The sequence below is a fragment of the Labrys monachus genome (assembly GCF_030814655.1).
In the GTDB taxonomy this organism is placed as follows: Bacteria; Pseudomonadota; Alphaproteobacteria; order Rhizobiales; family Labraceae; genus Labrys; species Labrys monacha.
In genome coordinates, this window is the sequence record NZ_JAUSVK010000001.1 from 475,684 (window position 1) to 493,925 (window position 18,242).

Genomic DNA, 18,242 nt, shown 5'->3' on the forward strand with positions numbered 1-18,242 from the left:
CGTCGGTAACGTATAAGTTGTTGCGGATCGGTATACATCCTATGGTTGTATCCGGACGCTCGATCCGATCGAAGGGCTAGAGCGCGGCCATGGCCGAAACCCGGCGCGCCATGCTCGTGCGGTAGATCACGAAGGTCGCGATCAGGCTGCATGCCGCCGCCAGCGACAGCCAGATGCCCGGCGCGGCATTGTCGTCCAGCGCCCTGATCAGCCAGGTCGAGATCGCGAGGGAAAAGCCGCCGACGGTCGTCGCCAGGCTGTAGGCCAGCGAAAAGCCGGAGGTCCTCACGCTGGCCGGCACGATCTCGGTGAGGGCGACGACCATGGCGCCGTTATAGCTGCCATAGAGGAAGGAGAACCACAGCTCGACCTCCAGCATCTTCGCCAAGCTCGGCGCCGCCGCCAGCCAGGACAGCGCCGGATAGGCGGTCACCAGCATGAGCAGCGAGAACAGCGCCAGGATCGGAAAGCGGCCGATGCGGTCGGACAGGGCGCCCATCAGCGGCAGCCAGACGAAGTTCGAGACGCCGACGCACACGGCCACCACGAGGCTGTCCGTGCCCGACAATTTCAGCACGGATTTGCCGAATGTCGGCGTGTACACCGTGATGAGGTAGAAGGAGACGGTCGTCATCAGCACCAGCATGACGCCGAGCATCACGATCTGCCAGTTCTCCGCCAGCGACCGGACGGCTTCGCCGAGCGTCGGCCGGTGGGTGCGCGCTTCGAAGGCGGCCGTCTCCTCCAGGCTCCTGCGCAGGAAGAACAGCAGCGGCACGATGAGGCAGCCGATGAAGAAGGGGATGCGCCAGGCCCATGCCGTGACGGTTTCGGGGAGGAACAGCCGGCCGATGCCGAAGCCGAGCAGGGCGGCGACCACCACCGCCACCTGCTGGCTCGCCGATTGCCAGGACACGTAGAAGCCCTTGCGGCCCGGGGTCGACATTTCCGCGAGATAGACGGAGACGCCGCCGAGTTCGACGCCGGCGGAAAAGCCCTGGAGCAGCCGGCCGAGCAGCACCAGGAGAGGGGCCAGCAGCCCGATCGTCGCATAGCCCGGCACGAAGGCGACCAGGACCGTGCCCATGGCCATGATAGCGAGCGTGACGATCAGCCCCCGGCGGCGGCCGAGGCGGTCGATATAGGCGCCGAGGAACAGGGCGCCGAGCGGGCGCATCAGGAAACCGGCGCCGAAGGTCATGAAGGTCTGGAGGAGGGAGGTCGTCTCGTTCTCGGAGGGGAAGAAGGCGTGGGAGACCTGGGTCGCATAGATGCCGAACAGGAAGAAGTCGAACATCTCGAGAAAATTGCCGCCGGTGACGCGGAGCACCGTCCCCATTGTCGATCGCTGCGCCGCGGCGGCTGCCATGTTCCTGCCTTCCTTGCCGCTCTCGCGAGGGCCCTGCCGGGATACCGGCCGTTATCTAGGAACAATGCCGTAGCGTGAACAAGTGAAAATTCGCCGGTCCGGCCGGCAGCGCCCGACTTCGGGCCGGCGTAACCTGCGCCCGACCGATCTTCCTGACGGGTTCGTGACATTGTTTCGCCCTCCGCGACCCTTGGCAGGAGGAGGGCGGATATGCTTCATGCCGTGGTGCAGCATGGCGCCGGTCCGGCGCGCCGCGCCCCACGTTCCACCTCGCGCGAGGCTTCAATGTATGACTACGACATGGTCGTCATCGGCTCCGGCCCTTCGGGCCGCCGGGCTGCCGTTCAGGCGGCCAAGCTGGGCAAATCGACGCTGGTGGTGGAGAAGGGCAGGCGCGTCGGCGGCGTCTCCGTCCATACCGGCACGATCCCTTCCAAGACCCTGCGCGAGACCGTGCTGAACCTGTCGGGCTGGCGCGAACGCGGCTTCTATGGCCGTTCCTACCGCGTCAAGCAGGATATCGGCGCAGCCGACCTGATGGCGCGCCTGCAGAAGACGCTCGACCACGAAGTGGAGGTTCTGGAGCACCAGTTCAGCCGCAACACGGTGCGCACGGCCCGGGGCGAGGCGCGGTTCATCAGCCCGCACGAGGTGGAGATCACAGCTGACGCCGGCGAAAAGCGCGTGGTTTCGGCAGCCCATGTCCTGATCGCCTGCGGCACGCGGCCGTTCCGGCCCGACTACGTGCCCTTCAACCAGACGAACGTGTTCGACAGCGACGAGATCATCGAGGTGCCCAAGCTGCCGCGCAGCCTGGTCGTGATCGGCGCCGGCGTGATCGGCGTCGAATACGCCACCATCTTCAGCGCGCTCGACGTGGCGGTGACGCTGATCGAGCCGCGGTCGAGCTTTCTCGACTTCATCGACAAGGAACTGATCGACGAGTTCATGCATGAGCTGCGCGATCGCAATGTCGGCCTGCGCCTCGGCTCGGCCGTCACCTCGATCGAGCGCAGCGAAAGCGGACCGGTCGTCGTCCGGCTCGCCGACGGACGCCACGTCACGGCGGAGATGCTGCTGTTCGCCGCCGGCCGCGTCGGCGCGACCGACAGGCTCAATCTCGATGCGGCGGGCATCACGGTGGACCATCGCGGCCGCATCTCGGTCAATCCCGCCACGCTGCAGACGGTGATCCCGCATATCTATGCGGCCGGCGACGTCATCGGCTTTCCGAGCCTCGCCTCGACCTCGATGGAGCAGGGCCGCGTGGCCGCCTGCCACGCCTTCGGGCTGGCGCCCCCGCCGCCGCCCGAATACTTCCCTTACGGCATCTATTCCGTTCCGGAAATCTCCACCACCGGCCTGACGGAAGAGGAGGTGCGGCAGAAGGGCATTCCCTACGAGGTGGGCGTGGCGCGCTTCCGCGAAACCTCGCGGGGGCACATCATGGGGCTCGACAGCGGCATGATGAAGATGATCTTCTCGCTGAAGACCCGCCGCCTGCTGGGCGTGCACATCCTGGGCGAGGGCGCGACCGAATTGATCCATATCGGCCAGGCCGTGCTCAACCTCAAAGGCACGATCGACTATTTCATCGAGAACACGTTCAACTATCCGACGCTGGCCGAAGCCTACAAGATCGCCGGGCTCGATGCCTGGAACCGCATGGGACGATAGGCCGGCCTCGTCAGCCTGAGGCATCGCCCCCCGCGAATGGCGGGGTTTCGACTGTCCATCCCCCGCCGGACCAGTGCCCGCAACAAGGCTCCGCTCTTCCGGGAGCCGAACGAATCGAGTGGAATGCCGCCTTCGAGGCGGTTCCGCCCGATCCTCGCGGAGGGGAAAGCCCCTCTCTGCCGTGTCACACCCCCTCGGCGGCGATTCCGGTCCATGTGCTTCCGGCCCGCTTGCGGGCGCGCTTCTTCTCGCTCAATTCGAGATTCAGGCGCGCGATCCGCTTGCTCACCGGCTTATCGCGGGTGGTGCCCCAGGCGACGGCGCGGTTCTGCAGGAGGCTGCTCATGCGTTTCCCGTGCTTCAGCATCCATGATGTTCTCATAAGTCCATGCTCCCCGTTCAAGTGGCGACGCTTCCATTCGCTTTTCGCGGAATTGGGCAGCCACGTCTTGGCGCCCCCACCCCGGAACAGACGGCGCAGATGCCCTCCGGTCGCGCGCCTGCGTGGTCTTGCTATCAACCTGCGGCACGCGAGACGGGCAATCCGTCATCTGTTCCCAACGCTCGACCCAACCCCGTGACGGATCGTGCCCATTGTCCCACCAAACGGTCAATACGTCGCTTGACGTAGCCCGGCCGAAATCACGCTGAGGTCACGCCCGTCGAGCCTGTCGTACAACTGAGCTCCAAAGACGACGCCGTCGCGACGTCGGCGAGGCATGGTCGTGCCTGCCGGCGGCCTGGAAGGGGTGCGTGCCGCCCGCCTGCGCCCAGCCGGGACCATGCCGCCGACGCTGGGGCCATCGCCATCGACGCGGCCAGGCTGTAAAGGGAGCTGCCCTCCCTCACATTTCCGGATGCCGCATGCGAAGGATCATTTTGAGCGCGTTGTTCTCCCTGGTCGCGACATTGTCGTGGGCAGCCGGAATAAAGTTCGTCCAGATTCCAGCCGACGCAAACGGCCCGGCGCTGAAGGCAATCATATGGAACCCCTGCGCCGCCGCTGTGCAGGATCTGCCCATCGGCCCCTATGTTCTGACCGGACGGCGGGATTGTCCGACCGTGGGCCACAATTTGCCTCTGGTCGTCATCTCGCACGGCCATGGCGGTTCGTTCCTCAACCACCACGACCTTGCCGAGACCCTGGCCGACGCGGGATTCGTCGTCGCGGCGATCAACCACCCCGGCGACACCTTCTCCGACATGAGTCGAGCCGCCGATGTCTCCGTCTTCGTGGAGCGCCCGGCCGACATCAAGCGCCTTATCGACTACATGCTGAAGGAGGCGCCGGACGCCGCCAGCATCGACGGAGGTAAAATCGGGTTCTTCGGCTTTTCGCGCGGGGGCTATACCGGCCTCGTCCTTGCCGGCGGCAATCCGGACTTCCTCCACGCCAATGTCCCCTGTCCGGATCCCGAGCTTCCGATCTGCGTGGCGATCCGGCGCAAGGAGGTCCCCAGGGAGCCGCTGACCCATGATGGGAGGATAAAGGCCTATGTCCTTGCCGACCCGCTCGACGAGTTCCCGACCGCGGACAGCCTCAAGGGTGTCAAAGCGCCGATTCAGCTCTGGGCTTCCCAGTTCGGAGGAGACGGGGTCCTTCCGCAAACCATGCCCGCCCTCGCCGACAGTCTTCCCCGCCGGCCGGATTTCCATCTTGTCGGCGGCGCGGCGCATTTCGCCTTTCTGGCGCCCTGCTCGAAGGACCTGACGCGCGACGCACCGGACCTTTGCATCGATGCCGAGGGCTTCGATCGCATCGCGTTCCACAAGGAGATCGACGCGAAGGCACTCGCGTTTTTCAAGTCGCGTCTTCAGGAGTAGGTCTTCCGGCCGACGCGATGGCGGTCCGTCCCATCCTTCTGTGCGCTGGGAATAAGGCGCCTTCTCCCTTTCGGGACTTCGACGCAGTGGCTCGATAGCAGCGCTTCAAGCGTCGAAGTTCAGACCCTCATCCGACGCTTCGCGCCACCTTCTCCCATCCGGGAGAGGAAAAATCCCACAGGCTTGGCGCTTATGGCGGGGAGGCCTGTTGTCGGTCGTGCTGCTTAGAGTGACGCCAGCCTCTCGCGCAGGCGCGCTGCGGCGAAGTCCAGGAAGACCCGCATCTTCGAGGGAAGCGCGCCCCGCCCGGCATGAAGCAGGTGAACCGGAAGGGGCTCGGTCTCGAAATCCGCCAGGATGATGCGCAGGGAGCCGTCACGCAGGGCGTCGGCGCATTGGTAGTGGAGCACCCGGGTCACGCCGACGCCGCGCGTCGCGGCCCAGACCGCGGCCTCGGCCGTGGAAACCGACAGGCGCGGGCGGATCGGCACTTCGAGGCTCGCCCGGTCGTCCTTCCGCCGGAACGGCCAGGCGGTGGCCGGCGACAGGAAGTCGAAATTCACGATAGGCAGCGCCGCCAGGTCTGCGGGCGCCGTAGGATCGCCGTGGCCGGCGAGGAGTTCCGGGCTGGCGCAGACCACCGTCCGCATGGCGCCGATACGGGTCGCGACCATGCCGCTGTCCGGCAACGGGCCGATCCGCGCGGCCATGTCGACGTGATCGTCGATCAGATGAAGGTTCCGGTCCGACAGCACCAGCCTGACATTGATCTGCGGATAGGCGGCAAGGAATTCGGCGACGACGGGGAGAATATGCAGCCGGCCGAACAGAACGGGCGCCGTCAGCACCAGCTCGCCGCGGGGCGCGTGAAACTCGCCGGCGGCGACCCGCTCGGTCTCGTCGATCGTCTCGAGGATGCGCCTGGCGGAGGCCGCGTAGACGGCACCGGCGTCGGTCGTCGCCACCTTGCGCGTCGTGCGGATCAGGAGCCTGGTCCCGAGATGGGTCTCGAGCTCGCTCACCTTGCGGCTGACGGTCGCCAGCGGCAGGCCGAGATCGCGGCTGGCGGCGGAGAAACTGCCCCTGTCGACCACGCCGAGCAGGATCCGCATGGCTTCGAGGCGGTCCATGATCATTCCATATTCCGAGAAGTTCCTTCCCATTCGTAACCGATTATCTTCCCTTTGTGGAAGGGCTACATGCCGGGGCATGGGAGCCGATCGCCGGCTGCCGCTCAGGAAAGAGAAAGCCATGTCCCGTCTTGCCATTTCCGCCCGCGACGATGTTCCCGAGGCCTCGAAGCCGATCCTGGATGCCGTGCATAAGCAATTGGGGGCGGTCCCGAACATGTTCCGCCTCGCAGCCTCCAGCCCGGCGGCGCTGCAGGGCTTCAGCGCCAACAGCGGCGCACTCGCCAGGACGCTCGACCTCAAGACGCGCGAGGGGATCGCGCTCGCCGTCGCGCAGGTGAACGGCTGCGATTACTGCCTGTCGGCGCATAGCTATCTCGGCCTGAATCTCGCGGGGATCAGTGCCGCGGAAGTGGCGCTCAACCGGAAGGGCGACTCGGGTGACGCCAAGGCGGCGGCCGCGGTGGGTTTCGCGGCCAAGGTCGCGCGCGAACGGGGACATGTCGGCGATGTCGATATCGAGGCGGTGCGACAGGCCGGCTTCAGCGACAGCCAAATCGTCGAGATCGTCGCCCTCGTTGCCGAGAACGTCTTCACCAATCTGCTCAACGTGGTCGCCCAGACCGAGATCGATTTCCCCCTCGTCCGCGCCGACGAAGCGGCCTGATGCGAAAACTAGGCCGGCGACCGATGTGCCGCCGGCCCGCGCCACACGAAGCCGAGGAGCATTGTCATGTCCTATGGATTTCTCGACATCGCCGCCACCCCGAGCGTCCGCGCCGCGCAGGTTGCGATGGGCAGCGACGGGGTCTGGCAGGATTTCAAGGGCGATCGCGCATTCGACGCCTTCACGGCCAACGAAGCGGCCTTCATCGCCGAGCGCGACAGCTTCTATATGGCGACGGTGTCGGAAACGGGCTGGCCCTATGTCCAGCACCGGGGCGGGCCCCGCGGGTTCCTCAAGGTGGTGGACGAGAAGACCCTGGCGTTCGCCGACTATCGCGGCAATCGCCAATATATCAGCGTCGGCAATCTCGCCGCCGACGATCGGGCGGCGCTGATCCTGATGGACCATGCGGGCCGGGCCCGCCTCAAGGTCTACGCGCATGTCGAGGCCGTGGCGCTCGATGCCGACCCGACTCTTGTGCAGCTCGTGGACGAGCCCGGCTACAAAGGCAGGCCCGAGCGGATCCTGCGGCTGCATCTGGTGGCGTTCGACTGGAACTGTCCCCAGCATATCACCCCGCGGTTCACGGAAGCCGAAGTCGCCGAGGCGATCCGGCCGCTGCGCGACCGCCTGACGGCCCTGGAGGCCGAAAATGTCGCCTTGCGGGCCCGGGTCGCCCCCGATCACGGCGAGGCATGAGGCGAGCCGGGCGCGGAGCGGCGGACGGCAGGCTCCCTGTTCGTCCGCGGTCGGCGCCGCTGCACGGGATGTTTTTCGGCTGCGATCTCCTCTTGCGTGCCAGCAAAACCACGTTTAGCATTCGTGTATCCTGTATAAAGGTCATGTGTCCCGTATGCTGGACAACATCAAGAACACGAATGCCGTTTCCGCCGCCCTCGCATTTTCTGCGCAGCAGCGGGGCGGTTCCTGCTCCATCCAGTCTCGACCGTCCGCTCATCGCCACCACGGGGAACCTTCCATGCCGAAATCGTCGAAGCTTTCAATTCTCGCCACCGTCAGCGCCGTCTGCCTCGGCCTCGCGCTGTCGCTGTCCGCCGGGAGCGCCGAAGCCGCGAGCAAATGCATCAAGGGAGACCGCAAGGCGCCCTTCACCCTCGGCTGGGCCAATATCTACTCCGTGCCGACCTGGATGAAGCAGACCCAGGGCACGATCGAGCAGGAAGTCGACGAACTCAAGAAGCAGGGCCTCGTCTCCAAGCTGGTGGTGACGGACGCGCAGGGCAACGCCAACACCCAGATCCAGCAGATCCAGTCGATGATCGATTCCAACATCGACGCCATCCTCGTCGATGCCGGCTCGGCCACGGCCCTCAACCGCGTCATCGCCGACGCCTGCGCCAAGGGCATCGCCGTCATCAACTTCGACAGTCTCATCGACGGCGAGGACCTCACCGCCAAGATCGATACCGACCAGCAGGAATGGGGCAAGCAGGCGGCCGAGTGGATGGTGTCCACCCTCGGCGGCAAGGGCAACATCATCGTCCTGAACGGACCCGCCGGCATCTCGGTCAGCGACGACCGGCGCAAGGGCGCCGAGCCCGTGCTCAAAGCCCATCCCGACATCAAGATCCTGGCCGAGACCAACACCGCATACAATGTCGCCCCGGCCCAGGAGGCCGTCACCAACCTCCTGTTCAACAATCCGCAGATCGACGGCGTGCTTTCCTTCGGCGGCGCCCTCTCGGCCGGCGCCCTGCTGGCGATGGACCGCCAGGGCCGCGACTTCGTGCCGATCACCGGCGAGAACTACCGCCAGTTCCTCGAATTGTGGAAGCAGCACGATCTCAAGGGCTGGGCCACGATGCAGCCGAACTGGCTCGGCGCCCTCGCGGCCTATGCGGCGGTGCAGGCCCTGAGCGGCAAGGACGTGCCGGCCTTCGTCAAGGTGCCGCTGCCGGTCATCGACAACGCCTCCCTCGGCGGCTATCTCGACCGGGCCTCCACCTTCCCGGCGGACGGCTATATCTACTCGACCTACGACCAGGCGCTGTTCGAAAAGCTGCTGGCGCAGAAATAACGGCCGGATCGGCGCAGACGTGTCCGCATCGATCCTCGCGGCCCGCGACCTCAGGAAGTCGTTTCACGGCAACCCGGTTCTGAAGGGCGTCTCCATCGCCCTGGAGCCGGGGCGCGTGCATGCGCTCCTGGGCGAGAACGGCGCCGGCAAATCCACTCTGATCAACCTGCTGTCCGGCGCCCTGCCGGCCGATGGCGGCTCCGTCGAGATCGACGGCCGGCCGGTGACGGGCTGGACGCCCGGCCTCGCCGGCGCGGCCGGCATCGCCGTCGTCCAGCAGGAACTGAGCCTGACCTCGCATCTGTCGATCGCCGAGAATATCGGGCTCGGCGCGTATCCCCGGCGGTTCGGCCTCATCGACTACGGCGCCCTGGCGCGGCGGGCGAGGGCGGTGTGCCGGCGCGTCGGCCTGGAGGAAAGCCTGTCGACCCCGGTCGCCGCCTTGCCGCTCGGCCGCCGGCAGATGGTCGAGATCGCCAAGGCGCTCTACCGCGAACCGCGGGTGCTGATCCTCGACGAGCCGACCTCCTCGCTCTCCGCGCATGAGACGCGGACGCTGATGGGGCTGGTGCGGCAATTGAGCCGCGAGGGCACCGCGATCCTCTATATCTCGCATCGTCTCGGCGAGGTGATGTCGATCTGCGATTATGTCACCGTGCTCAAGGACGGCATGCGCACCGCCGACCGCGCCATGGCGGGCCTGGATTCCGAGGGGCTGGTGCGCCTGATGGTCGGGCGGGAGCCCGGCGACCTCTTTCCCGCCTGGCAACCGGCGGCGGAGCGGCGGCCGGTCGTCAGCCTGCGCGGCTTCCGCGCCGGCATCGCCCGCGACATCGACCTCGATATCCGTGCCGGCGAGGTTCTCGGCATCGGCGGGCTCGTCGGGCAAGGGCAGGAAGACCTGCTGCTCGGCCTCTACGGGGCGATCCCCGCCCGCGCCGTCGAGGCGCAGGTCAACGGCCGGCCCGGCCTGCCGGGCGCCGTCACCGCCGCCAACGCGGCCGGCATGGCCTATGTCCCGGCCGACCGCAAGCGCGAGGGGCTCCATCTCATCCATACGATCGAACGCAACATGCTGCTCCCGACCCTCGCGCGCGGCTGGGGCGGCCTTCCGCGCCGGCCCGGCGCCGAGAGGGCGCTCGTCGCCGGGCTCGCCGCTCGGCTGGCCATCAAGGGCGATGTCGGCCGTCCGGTGCAGGCGCTGTCCGGCGGCAACCAGCAGAAGGTCGCGCTCGCCAAATGGATGCCGAACGATCCGCGCATCCTCCTCCTCAACGACCCCACGCGCGGCGTCGACGTCGAGACCAAGCGGGAGATCTACGCCATGCTGCGGAATTTCGCCGCCGAGGGCCGTGCCGTGGTCCTCTCCAGTTCCGACACGCCGGAACTGGTGCATCTGTGCGACCGGGTGGCGGTGATGCGGGAGGGCACCATCGCGGCCCTGCTGGAGCGCGGCGGCATCAGCGAGGAGGCGATCGTCGGCACCGCGATGGGCGGCGCGGTCGAGGCTCTCGACATCGCGGCTACCGAACAAGCAGCAGAAGAAGGGGGCCGGCCATGAGTATCGAGGCGGCGGGGGACCGTTCCCTCTACTGGCGGGTGCAACTCGGCCGCAACCACGGGGCGCGGGGCCTCTTCGCGGTGGTCGTGCTGTTCCTCCTGCTCTACGCCTATCTCTTCCCCGGCCTCCTGACCGTGGAAGGCTTTTCGAAATTCTCCCAGACCTGGTTTCCCCTGGCGCTCACCGCCATGGCGCAGGCCCTGCTGATGCTGACCGGCGGCATCAGCCTCGCCATCGGCGCGACGGTCAGCCTCGGGGCGGTGATCGCGGCGGTGACGATGACGCAGACCTTCGGCGTCGCCGGCGGCATCGCCGCGGTTCTGGCGACGGGCCTGGCCGTCGGCGCCCTGTCCGGCTTCGTCGTCGTCCGCCTGCGCCTGCCGGCGATCATCGTGACGCTCGCCAGCTCCTTCATCATCGGCGGGGCGGCCCTGCTGGTGCTGCCGCGGCCGGGCGGCGCCATTCCGCCCTGGTTCTCGACCCTTCTGGCCGGCGACACGCCGGTCGCGCTCGGCCTGCTGGCGCTGATCGTGCTCGCCTGGAAGCTCTATCTCGCCACGCCGCTCGGGCTGACGATCTATGCCGCCGGGGAAAACCCGGTCGGCGCCTTCCGCTCGGGCGCCCCGCTCGACGCCGCGCGCATCTCCGCCTTCGCCATCAGCGGCGCGCTGTCGACGCTGGCGGGCCTCTTCATCGCGGCCCAGACCGGTTCCGGCGATCCGGTGATCGGCCAGGCCTTCACGCTGAACTCGATCGCCGCCGCGGTGCTCGGCGGCGTCGGCTTCCTGGGCGGGCAGGGCAGCATGCGCGGCGCGCTGGCCGGCAGCCTGCTCCTCGCCGTGATGATCAACGTGATGTTCTTCCTCGGCCTGCCGCCGGTCGCCCAATATATCGCGCAGGGCCTCATCATCGTCGGGGCGGTGGCGCTGCCCCATCTCGCCGGACGCTGGAGGTCGGCATGAGCGAGACCGCAAGCGACAGGGGCGCAAGCGCGCCGGCTGGCCGCAGGGTGGCCGGGATCCTGCGCAGCCGGCCGGTGCTGACGCTGGCGATGGTCGCCCTGGTGTGGATCGCCGCGAGCCTGACGAGCCGGGGCTTCGGCTCCTACGGCCATCTGCGCTACCTCGTCGAGCTGGCGGCGGTGATCGGCATCGTCGCCGCCGGCCAGACCTTCGTGATGATCGCCGGCGGCATCGACCTCTCCGTCGGCGCCGTCATCACCATCAGCGCCGTCGGCGTGCCGCTGCTCTCCTGGCCGTGGGACCCGGGCGGCACGGCCGGCGTTGCCGGCATCCTCGTCATCTCCGTCGCGATCGGCGCGGTCAACGGCATCGGGGTGGCCTATCTGCGCGTCCATCCGATGATCATGACGCTGGCGATGGCGACGCTGCTGCAGGGGGCGCTCATCCTGGTGGCGGGCGGCAGCGCCGTGTCGGTGCAGAGCCCCGCCGTCGTCTGGCTCGGCAATGCCCGTCCCTTCGGCGTGCCCGCCGGCATCCTGCTCTGGCTGGCGGTTTCGGCGGCGACCCTCTGGGTCCTGCATGCGACGCGCTTCGGGGCGCGGCTGTTCGCCCTCGGCGCCAATCCGCTCGCCACGCTGCTCTCGGGCGTCGACGTCTCCGCCACCATCGTCACGGTCTATGCGATGAGCGGCCTCACGGCCGGGCTCGCCGGCGTGCTGGTGCTCGGCATGAACGGGCAGGGCTATGTCGGCATCGGCGATCCCTATCTGCTGACCTCGATCGCCGCGGTGGTGCTGGGCGGCACCTCCATCCTCGGCGGCGCCGGCACCTATGCGGGCACCATTCCCGGCGCGGTGATGCTGGTCACCATCACCGGGCTGATCACCGTGGTCAACGCCTCGGCCGGCTGGCGCAGCATCCTGTTCGGCTCGCTGATCCTCGGCCTGCTGCTGCTATCGGGGCGGGAGAGCCGCCGGTGAGGCGTCGCCGATGCGATAGACGCGCCGGGCCGTCTCCAGGAACAGGGCGGCCTGCTCGTCCGGCGAGAGCGCGGCGGTGAGGACCTTGAACGAGGTGAAGATGTCGCCCGGCCGCGCATGCAGGCAGGCGACGGGGAAATCGCTGGCGAACATCGCCCGCGCTGCACCGAAGCCTTCCAGGCAGGCGTCGATGACGGCGCCGAGGCTCTGCAGGGTCCAGCCATGGTCATAGGCGACGAGGTCCGAGATCTTGATCACGGTGTTGGGCTGCCGGGCCAGCGCCGCGAGGCCCCGGCGCCAGAGGGCCATGCCCTCTTCATCCCGGTCGATCGGGCTGCCGCAATGGTCGAGTACGAAGAGCTGGTCGGGGAAGTCGGCGGCGAGCCGGGCGGCATCGCCGAGCTGGTGCGGCTGGACCAGGAGATCGAAGCACAGCCCGTGGTGGCCGAGCCTCGCCAGGCCGCGGCGCCAGGCCGGGTCGTCCATCATGTCGCCGCGCGCCGCGAAGCTGCGGGCGGGGTCGGGATGCCAGCTCACGATGTCGCGGATGCCGACGACGCGGGGATGCTGTGCCTGGCGGTCGATCAGCGTCTCGGCTTCGGGGCTTGCCAGCGGGACATGCGCGACGTAGCGGGCGGCGACCCCGCCGGCCTTGTCGAGCCCGTCGAGCCAGGCGGTCTCGCCGAGGCAGTCGCCGGCCTGCCAGCCCGCCTCGACATGCACGCTGGCGACGACCGGCTCGCCGCGGATGTCGCGCCGGTAGTCGGCGGGAAGATAGTCGCGGCGGATGGCGTCGAGGCTGCCGAGCCCGCCTCGTTCCGCCTTGTCGGGCGCCAGCCAGGGATGGCGGCCGAGCCGCAGGTCCCACAGATGGTGATGCGCGTCGATGATCGGGCCGGCATAGGGTCGTGGCATGAGAGGCGGTTCCCCACCCGGCCCGGGGCGGCCGGCTGCGCCTCCTTCTGCCACGCCGGCGCAGCCTCGCCGAAGCGGAATTTTCGGGTCGATCCGACGGATGGACGGGAAAATCGCTGCGTCCTTTCAAGAGTCTTGCGGAGCTTCGCGCGCTTCGCTCCATCACAAGGACGGTCCGACCATGCATTCCGGCTTCTATCATGCGCTCGACTTCGACCGGGACGGCAAGACGCTGTCCCATCTCGGCGTGCCCTTCTCGATCGACCGCTCGCCCTATTTCCATGTGAAGGTGCCGGTCTGCGTCGTCCGCAACGGCGAGGGGCCGTCCGTCCTGCTGATGGCCGGCAATCACGGCGACGAATATGAAGGCGAGCTCTGCCTCGCCCGCCTCATCCGCAAGCTCGACCCGGCCCGCATGCGCGGGCGCGTCACCATCCTGCCGCTGACCAACGCGCCGGCCGTGCTCGCGGCGCGCCGGTGCTCGCCGCTCGACGGCGGCAATCTCAACCGCGCCTTTCCGGGCGATGCGGCCGGCAACGCTACCAGCCGCATCGCCTATGCGCTCGAGCACGACCTGTTTCCCCGCCACGACGTCGTGCTCGACCTTCATTCCGGCGGCACCTCGATGGAGCATCTGCCCTGCGCCCTGATCGAGCGGCAGGCAGACGAAGCGCGTTTCGAACGCTCGCTGGCGCTGATGCGCGCCCTCGGCCTCGGCCACGGCTTCATCGCCGACAACGGCCCGCAGGCGCCGACCTCGATGGGCGCCGCCGGCCGTGCCGGCGCGATCGGTCTCAGCGGCGAGTTCGGCGGCGGCGGCACCGTCACGCCGCGCAGCATGGCGGCGACGGCGCGCGCCATCGACCGCCTGCTCGTCGCCCTCGGCATCGTCGAGACGCCGGTGCTCGCGCCAGCCGGCAACGAGCCGGAGCCGGCGCCGATGCGCATCCTCTCCCTCGCCAGCCATTCCCAGGCGATCTATGCCGGGCGCCACGGCTGGTTCGAGCCGGCGGTCGAGCTCGGCGCCGAGGTCGCGGCCGGCGACGTCGCGGGCTGGTATCACGATCTCGAACGGCTCGGGGAGACGGAGGAGGCGCTGCATTTCGCCCAAAGCGGCATCGTCATTTCCCGCCGCCTGCATACCATGTGCGAATCGGGCGACTGCCTCATCCAGGTCGCCCGCCCGGTCGAGGGCTAAAGCGTTTTGTGTTTTGCCGAAATCGGCAGAACCACAAAGACGCGTCGAGAAACAAAGGTCCGCACGATGTCCGATCATTTTTCGCCGAAGGGAGCCGCCGCCATGCATCTGTCGATGTGGACCTATCCGTGGGACGTCCAGGACCTGTCGCATGACAGGGTGGCCGGGGAATTCGCGGACGCGGGGCTCAACACCGTCAGCCTCGCCACCTCCTATCATGCCGGCCGCTTCCTCCAGCCGCGCAGCCCGCGGCGCAAGGCCTATTTCCCGGAGGACGGCACCCTCTACTTCAAGCCGACGCCGGCGCGGTGGGAAGGGCTCGCCATCCAGCCCAAGCTCGCCGACGTGATCCGCGACGGCGGCGACGTGCTGGGCGAATTGGTGCGCCGGCGCGACGCCGGCGGCCCCGCCGTCTCCTGCTGGACCGTCTGCCTTCACAATACGCGGATCGGCATGCTCCATCCGGAGGTCGCCACCCGCAACGCCTTCGGCGATCCCAGCTATTTCAGCCTCTGCCCGTCCCATCCCGATGCGCGCGCTTATGTGACGGCGCTGGTGGAGGATCTCAGCCACGCCTACAGGCCCGACATCATCGAGCTTGAGAGCCCGTCCTTCATGGGCTTCGCGCATGGCTATCACCATGAGAAGGACGGCGTCGGCCTCACGGCCGAGGACGATTTCCTGCTGTCCCTGTGCTTTTGCGACGCCTGCCTCGCCCGTGCCGCCCGGTCCGGCATCGACGGGCGGAGAGCGCGCGAGCGCGTGAAGCGCTGGATCGCGGAAACCTGCGAGCGCGAAGTGCCGCAGCCGCGCTGGCCCGACTTTCCGGCCGCCGGGCTCGACGTGTTCAAGCCCTATCCCGACCTCCACGACTACCTGACCTGGCGCTTCGAACCGGTGACCAGCCTGATCGCCGAGATGCGCGAGCGCACCCATCCGGACACCAGGCTCTACCTCATCGACCTCAAGGACGGCTGGCTCGGCGGCTGCGACCTCGCGGCGGCGGGCGCCGTGTGCGACGGCGTCATCCTGTGCGCCTACGACATGAGCCCGCCCCAGGTGACGGCGCTGCTGCGCGGCGGACGCCAGGCCGTCGGGCCGGACAAATTCGTCGGCGCGGGCTTCCGTGTGTTCTATCCGGAGATGCAGGGAGCCGCCGATCTCGTCGAGCGCGTCCGCGCTGCCGCCGCGGCGGGCGCCGACGGTCTCAACTTCTACAATTACGGGCTGATCCCGCAGGCCCGCCTCGACTGGGTGAGGCAGGCGATCTCGGCGGCGCAGGAGGTTCATCTGGGGTAAGGCGCGGCGAAACTGACCGGCACACCGGTGGGCGGGTCCCCGACCCGCCTCTTCGGCGCCGATCTCGATGGATGGCAGAAGCGGACAGGATGTCCGCGCTCCCGCCCCGGTCCCTCGCGGCCGTTGCAAAAAAAGCGGCGTGGTGGCAGTAAAGCCCCATGCAGAAGACGGCACCGGCCCGGCCCATCGGGATCCTGCGATTGTCTGCTCCGGTCGAGGCTTCCCGGAAAGAAGGCCGGCGTGCGGAAGGCCACGGTCCCGCGGCATCTTCTTGCCCCGCACGCGGCGACGGCGGCGGCTTTCGCGCCGGATGCCGTCCGACGTTTCCCGTTCCCCGTCGACACAGTTTCGGACGCCCAACTTGAAAAGCAATGCCCTTCTTCGACTGCTGCAAGGCGTAAGGAAGCCTTCGCCGGACAAACGGCCTTCGATCGAGACCTTCCCGGATCTCGACGTCGACCGCATCGCCCGCGACCTCGGCCTCGAAAAGCAGGGGCGCGAGCGCGGGCGCAACGAGGAGCCGCCGACCGCCTCGCCCTCGATGGACCGGGTGGAGGCGCGCATCGTCGAGCGGATCGAGGCTGAGAAGAAGGCGGCGCACACCACGGTCGAGAACGAGCTGCGCACCTATGTCGAGCGCCTCTCCGCCCTCGATTTCGAGGGCCGGTTCAGCGAGATCCGCCAGACGGCGCCGGCCTGCGTCGGTGAATTCAAGGCCGAGATCTCCTCGGGCCTCGACGAGCTCTACGGCCTGCGCCGCGGCGTGCGCGATCTCGACGAGGAGCAGCAGAATTTCCGCCGCAAGCACCGGATCGACCGGACCGCGCGGCTGCAGCAGGGCGCCTCGACCTTCCTGAAAGTGGCGCTGCTGATCGTGCTGTTCATCGTCGAGGCGATCGTCAACGGCAATTTCCTGGCCAAGGGCAGCGAGCAGGGCCTGCTCGGCGGCGTGACGGAGGCGATCTCCTTCGCCAGCCTCAACATCGTGGGAACCCTGATCATCGCCATGTACGGGGTGCGCCAGCTCAACCACCGCAACATCTTCCGCAAATTCATCGGCCTCGCCGCCTTCGCCTTCTACCTCGTCTTCGCCTTCACGCTGAACATCACGCTCGCGCATTACCGCGACGTGTCGGCGACCTTCGTCGAGGGCGGCGGCGAACGCGTGCTCCATATTCTCGCCACCGAGCCGTTGCATCTGAACGATCTCAATTCATGGGTGTTCTTCGCCATCGGCATCCTGTTCTCGATCATCGCCTTCATCGACGGGCTGTCGCTGTCGGATCCCTATCCGGGCTACGCCCAGCTCCAGAAGCGCCTCGAAGATGCGCGGCTGGACTATTCGGAGCGCAGGGCCGAGCTCGTCGACGCCCTGCGCGACGTCCGGGACGAATATCAGGAGAAGATGGACGAGATCAGCCGCGACCTCTCGGCCCGGCGCAGCGAGTATGACGCCATCCTCGCCGGCCGCGCCCGCATGGTGAACCTGTTCATGCAGCACCAGAACCATCTGGAGCGGGCGGGCTCGGTCCTGCTCGGCATCTACCGCGATGCCAACGTCAAGGCGCGGACCAGCGAGCCGCCGGCGCGCTTCGCGCTTCCCTTCACGTTGGAGCGCATCGTCGTCGAGGCTGGCGGGGCGGGGGAGTGGAAGGCCGACGAGCTACGGGCCCGCGTCGGCGCCATCCAGGACATGCTGACGACGGAAGTGCAGGAGATCCACAAGGTGTTCGAGGCGGCGATCGACCGATACGCCCAGCTTGAGAACGTCGTGCCGGAGCCCGGAGCAGCCGATGGCTCGAAGGCAGCGTAGGGTCCGCGGCCGTCGTTCGGGCGGCGCGGCGAGCATCGTCCTCGGCTCCCTTCTCCTGGTGCTCGCGGCCGTGGTCGGCGGCGGCTTCGCCTATCTCAAGTTGACGACGCCGGCGCCCCCCAAGCTCGAAGCGGGCACGCTCTGCCCGGTGGACGGGCCGCGCTCGATCACCGTCGTGCTCGTCGACGCCTCCGACGACCTGCCCGAGGCCGGGCGGCAGGAGGTGCTGACCCGCCTTGCGGACATCGCCGACACGCTGCCCCAATATGGGCGCCTGGAGCTGCGCGTCCTCTCGCCGGACGTTCGCGGCGGCCTCGTCAAGTTCGACAGGTGCAATCCCGGCGACGGCTCGACCGTCGATGCGCTCACCGGCAACCGGCAGATGGCGCAGAAGCGCTGGGCGGACGGCTTCAAGGCGCCGCTGCAGGCCGCCCTGCTTGCCGAATTCTCGCCCGCGAAGGCGGAGGTCTCGCCGATCATGGAGACGATCCAGGCGATCGCCATCGACCGCTTCACCGGCCGGGCGGCCGAGACGATCCCCAAGCGCCTGGTGATCGTGTCCGACATGATCGAGCACGAGCGGGCCTATTCGCAATATCGCGGCGATCTCAGCTATGATCGCTTCCGCGCCTCGCCGGCCTACCGCCAATACCGCACCGATCTCGGCGGCGCGACGGTCGACATCGAATATGTGCAGCGGACGAAGCCGCCGATCGACGGGCGGGCGCATATGGCCTTCTGGCAGGCCTGGGTCCACGACAATGACGGCATTTGGGGCGCGGCCGAGAAATTGCAGGGAGTGAACTGAC

At 68.0% G+C, this 18,242-nt stretch carries 16 protein-coding genes; 12 read left to right on the top strand and 4 right to left on the bottom strand.

Translation table 11 applies throughout. The annotated features are described in order from the left end of the window. Positions 1–76 precede the first annotated feature (76 nt). Positions 77–1,369 (bottom strand): MFS transporter, encoded by a 1,293-nt coding sequence (locus J3R73_RS02100; RefSeq protein ID WP_307421938.1) that lies wholly within the window; start codon positions 1,367–1,369, stop codon positions 77–79. A gap of 285 nt (positions 1,370–1,654) precedes the next feature. Here J3R73_RS02100 and sthA point away from each other — a divergent pair, with 285 nt between their 5' ends. Then, on the top strand, positions 1,655–3,046 hold the full coding sequence (gene sthA, locus J3R73_RS02105; RefSeq protein WP_307437009.1) for a Si-specific NAD(P)(+) transhydrogenase: 1,392 nt from the start codon (positions 1,655–1,657) through the stop codon (positions 3,044–3,046). A gap of 184 nt (positions 3,047–3,230) precedes the next feature. On the opposite strand, the gene J3R73_RS02110 is transcribed toward sthA, so the two are convergent. Further along, positions 3,231–3,392 (bottom strand): hypothetical protein, encoded by a 162-nt coding sequence (locus J3R73_RS02110; RefSeq protein WP_307421940.1) that lies wholly within the window; start codon positions 3,390–3,392, stop codon positions 3,231–3,233. Between the two features lie 407 nt (positions 3,393–3,799). Between J3R73_RS02110 and J3R73_RS02115 the strand changes: the two genes are divergently transcribed. After that, on the top strand, positions 3,800–4,870 hold the full coding sequence (locus tag J3R73_RS02115) for an alpha/beta hydrolase family protein (RefSeq protein ID WP_307421942.1): 1,071 nt from the start codon (positions 3,800–3,802) through the stop codon (positions 4,868–4,870). Positions 4,871–5,094: 224 nt separating this feature from the next. Here the strand turns inward: J3R73_RS02115 and J3R73_RS02120 are convergent, their stop codons facing one another. Continuing rightward, the gene (locus J3R73_RS02120) at positions 5,095–6,000 is read right to left on the bottom strand and encodes a LysR family transcriptional regulator (RefSeq protein ID WP_307437013.1); all 906 of its coding nucleotides are present in this window, start codon (positions 5,998–6,000) and stop codon (positions 5,095–5,097) included. Between the two features lie 121 nt (positions 6,001–6,121). On the opposite strand from J3R73_RS02120, the gene J3R73_RS02125 reads away from it, so the two are divergent. From J3R73_RS02125 to J3R73_RS02150, 6 genes are all read left to right on the top strand, one after another. Next, positions 6,122–6,667 carry a carboxymuconolactone decarboxylase family protein gene (locus J3R73_RS02125; RefSeq protein WP_307421944.1) on the top strand — a complete coding sequence of 182 codons (546 nt, stop codon included), beginning with the start codon at positions 6,122–6,124 and terminating at the stop codon, positions 6,665–6,667. Positions 6,668–6,733: 66 nt separating this feature from the next. After that, positions 6,734–7,366 (top strand): pyridoxamine 5'-phosphate oxidase family protein, encoded by a 633-nt coding sequence (locus J3R73_RS02130; RefSeq protein ID WP_307421946.1) that lies wholly within the window; start codon positions 6,734–6,736, stop codon positions 7,364–7,366. Positions 7,367–7,646: 280 nt separating this feature from the next. Continuing rightward, positions 7,647–8,705, top strand: a complete 1,059-nt coding sequence (locus tag J3R73_RS02135; protein ID WP_307421947.1) for a substrate-binding domain-containing protein — start codon at positions 7,647–7,649, stop codon at positions 8,703–8,705. A gap of 19 nt (positions 8,706–8,724) precedes the next feature. Next, positions 8,725–10,266, top strand: coding sequence for a sugar ABC transporter ATP-binding protein (locus J3R73_RS02140; protein WP_307421948.1), 1,542 nt, complete (start codon positions 8,725–8,727; stop codon positions 10,264–10,266). Then, entirely contained in the window at positions 10,263–11,228 is a 966-nt protein-coding gene (locus tag J3R73_RS02145) for an ABC transporter permease (RefSeq protein WP_307421950.1), read from the top strand. Before J3R73_RS02140 ends, J3R73_RS02145 begins: the two co-directional genes overlap by 4 nt. Continuing rightward, the gene (locus tag J3R73_RS02150; RefSeq protein WP_370879833.1) at positions 11,225–12,208 is read left to right on the top strand and encodes an ABC transporter permease; all 984 of its coding nucleotides are present in this window, start codon (positions 11,225–11,227) and stop codon (positions 12,206–12,208) included. The genes J3R73_RS02145 and J3R73_RS02150 overlap by 4 nt, the downstream gene beginning before the upstream one ends. Here the strand turns inward: J3R73_RS02150 and J3R73_RS02155 are convergent. Further along, positions 12,182–13,123 carry an amidohydrolase family protein gene (locus J3R73_RS02155; RefSeq protein ID WP_307421952.1) on the bottom strand — a complete coding sequence of 314 codons (942 nt, stop codon included), beginning with the start codon at positions 13,121–13,123 and terminating at the stop codon, positions 12,182–12,184. The genes J3R73_RS02150 and J3R73_RS02155 overlap by 27 nt on opposite strands. A gap of 181 nt (positions 13,124–13,304) precedes the next feature. On the opposite strand from J3R73_RS02155, the gene J3R73_RS02160 reads away from it, so the two are divergent. The 4 genes from J3R73_RS02160 (at position 13,305) to J3R73_RS02175 (ending at position 18,241) form a co-directional block, all read left to right on the top strand. Next, positions 13,305–14,321, top strand: coding sequence for a M14 family metallopeptidase (locus J3R73_RS02160; protein WP_307421955.1), 1,017 nt, complete (start codon positions 13,305–13,307; stop codon positions 14,319–14,321). 102 nt (positions 14,322–14,423) lie between these two features. Further along, the gene (locus J3R73_RS02165) at positions 14,424–15,620 is read left to right on the top strand and encodes a hypothetical protein (RefSeq protein ID WP_307437020.1); all 1,197 of its coding nucleotides are present in this window, start codon (positions 14,424–14,426) and stop codon (positions 15,618–15,620) included. A 361-nt stretch (positions 15,621–15,981) separates the two neighbouring features. Further along, complete coding sequence (locus J3R73_RS02170; RefSeq protein ID WP_307421956.1) at positions 15,982–17,433, top strand: hypothetical protein; 1,452 nt, start codon at positions 15,982–15,984, stop codon at positions 17,431–17,433. Further along, on the top strand, positions 17,414–18,241 hold the full coding sequence (locus J3R73_RS02175) for a hypothetical protein (protein ID WP_307421958.1): 828 nt from the start codon (positions 17,414–17,416) through the stop codon (positions 18,239–18,241). Before J3R73_RS02170 ends, J3R73_RS02175 begins: the two co-directional genes overlap by 20 nt. Position 18,242 lies beyond the last annotated feature (1 nt).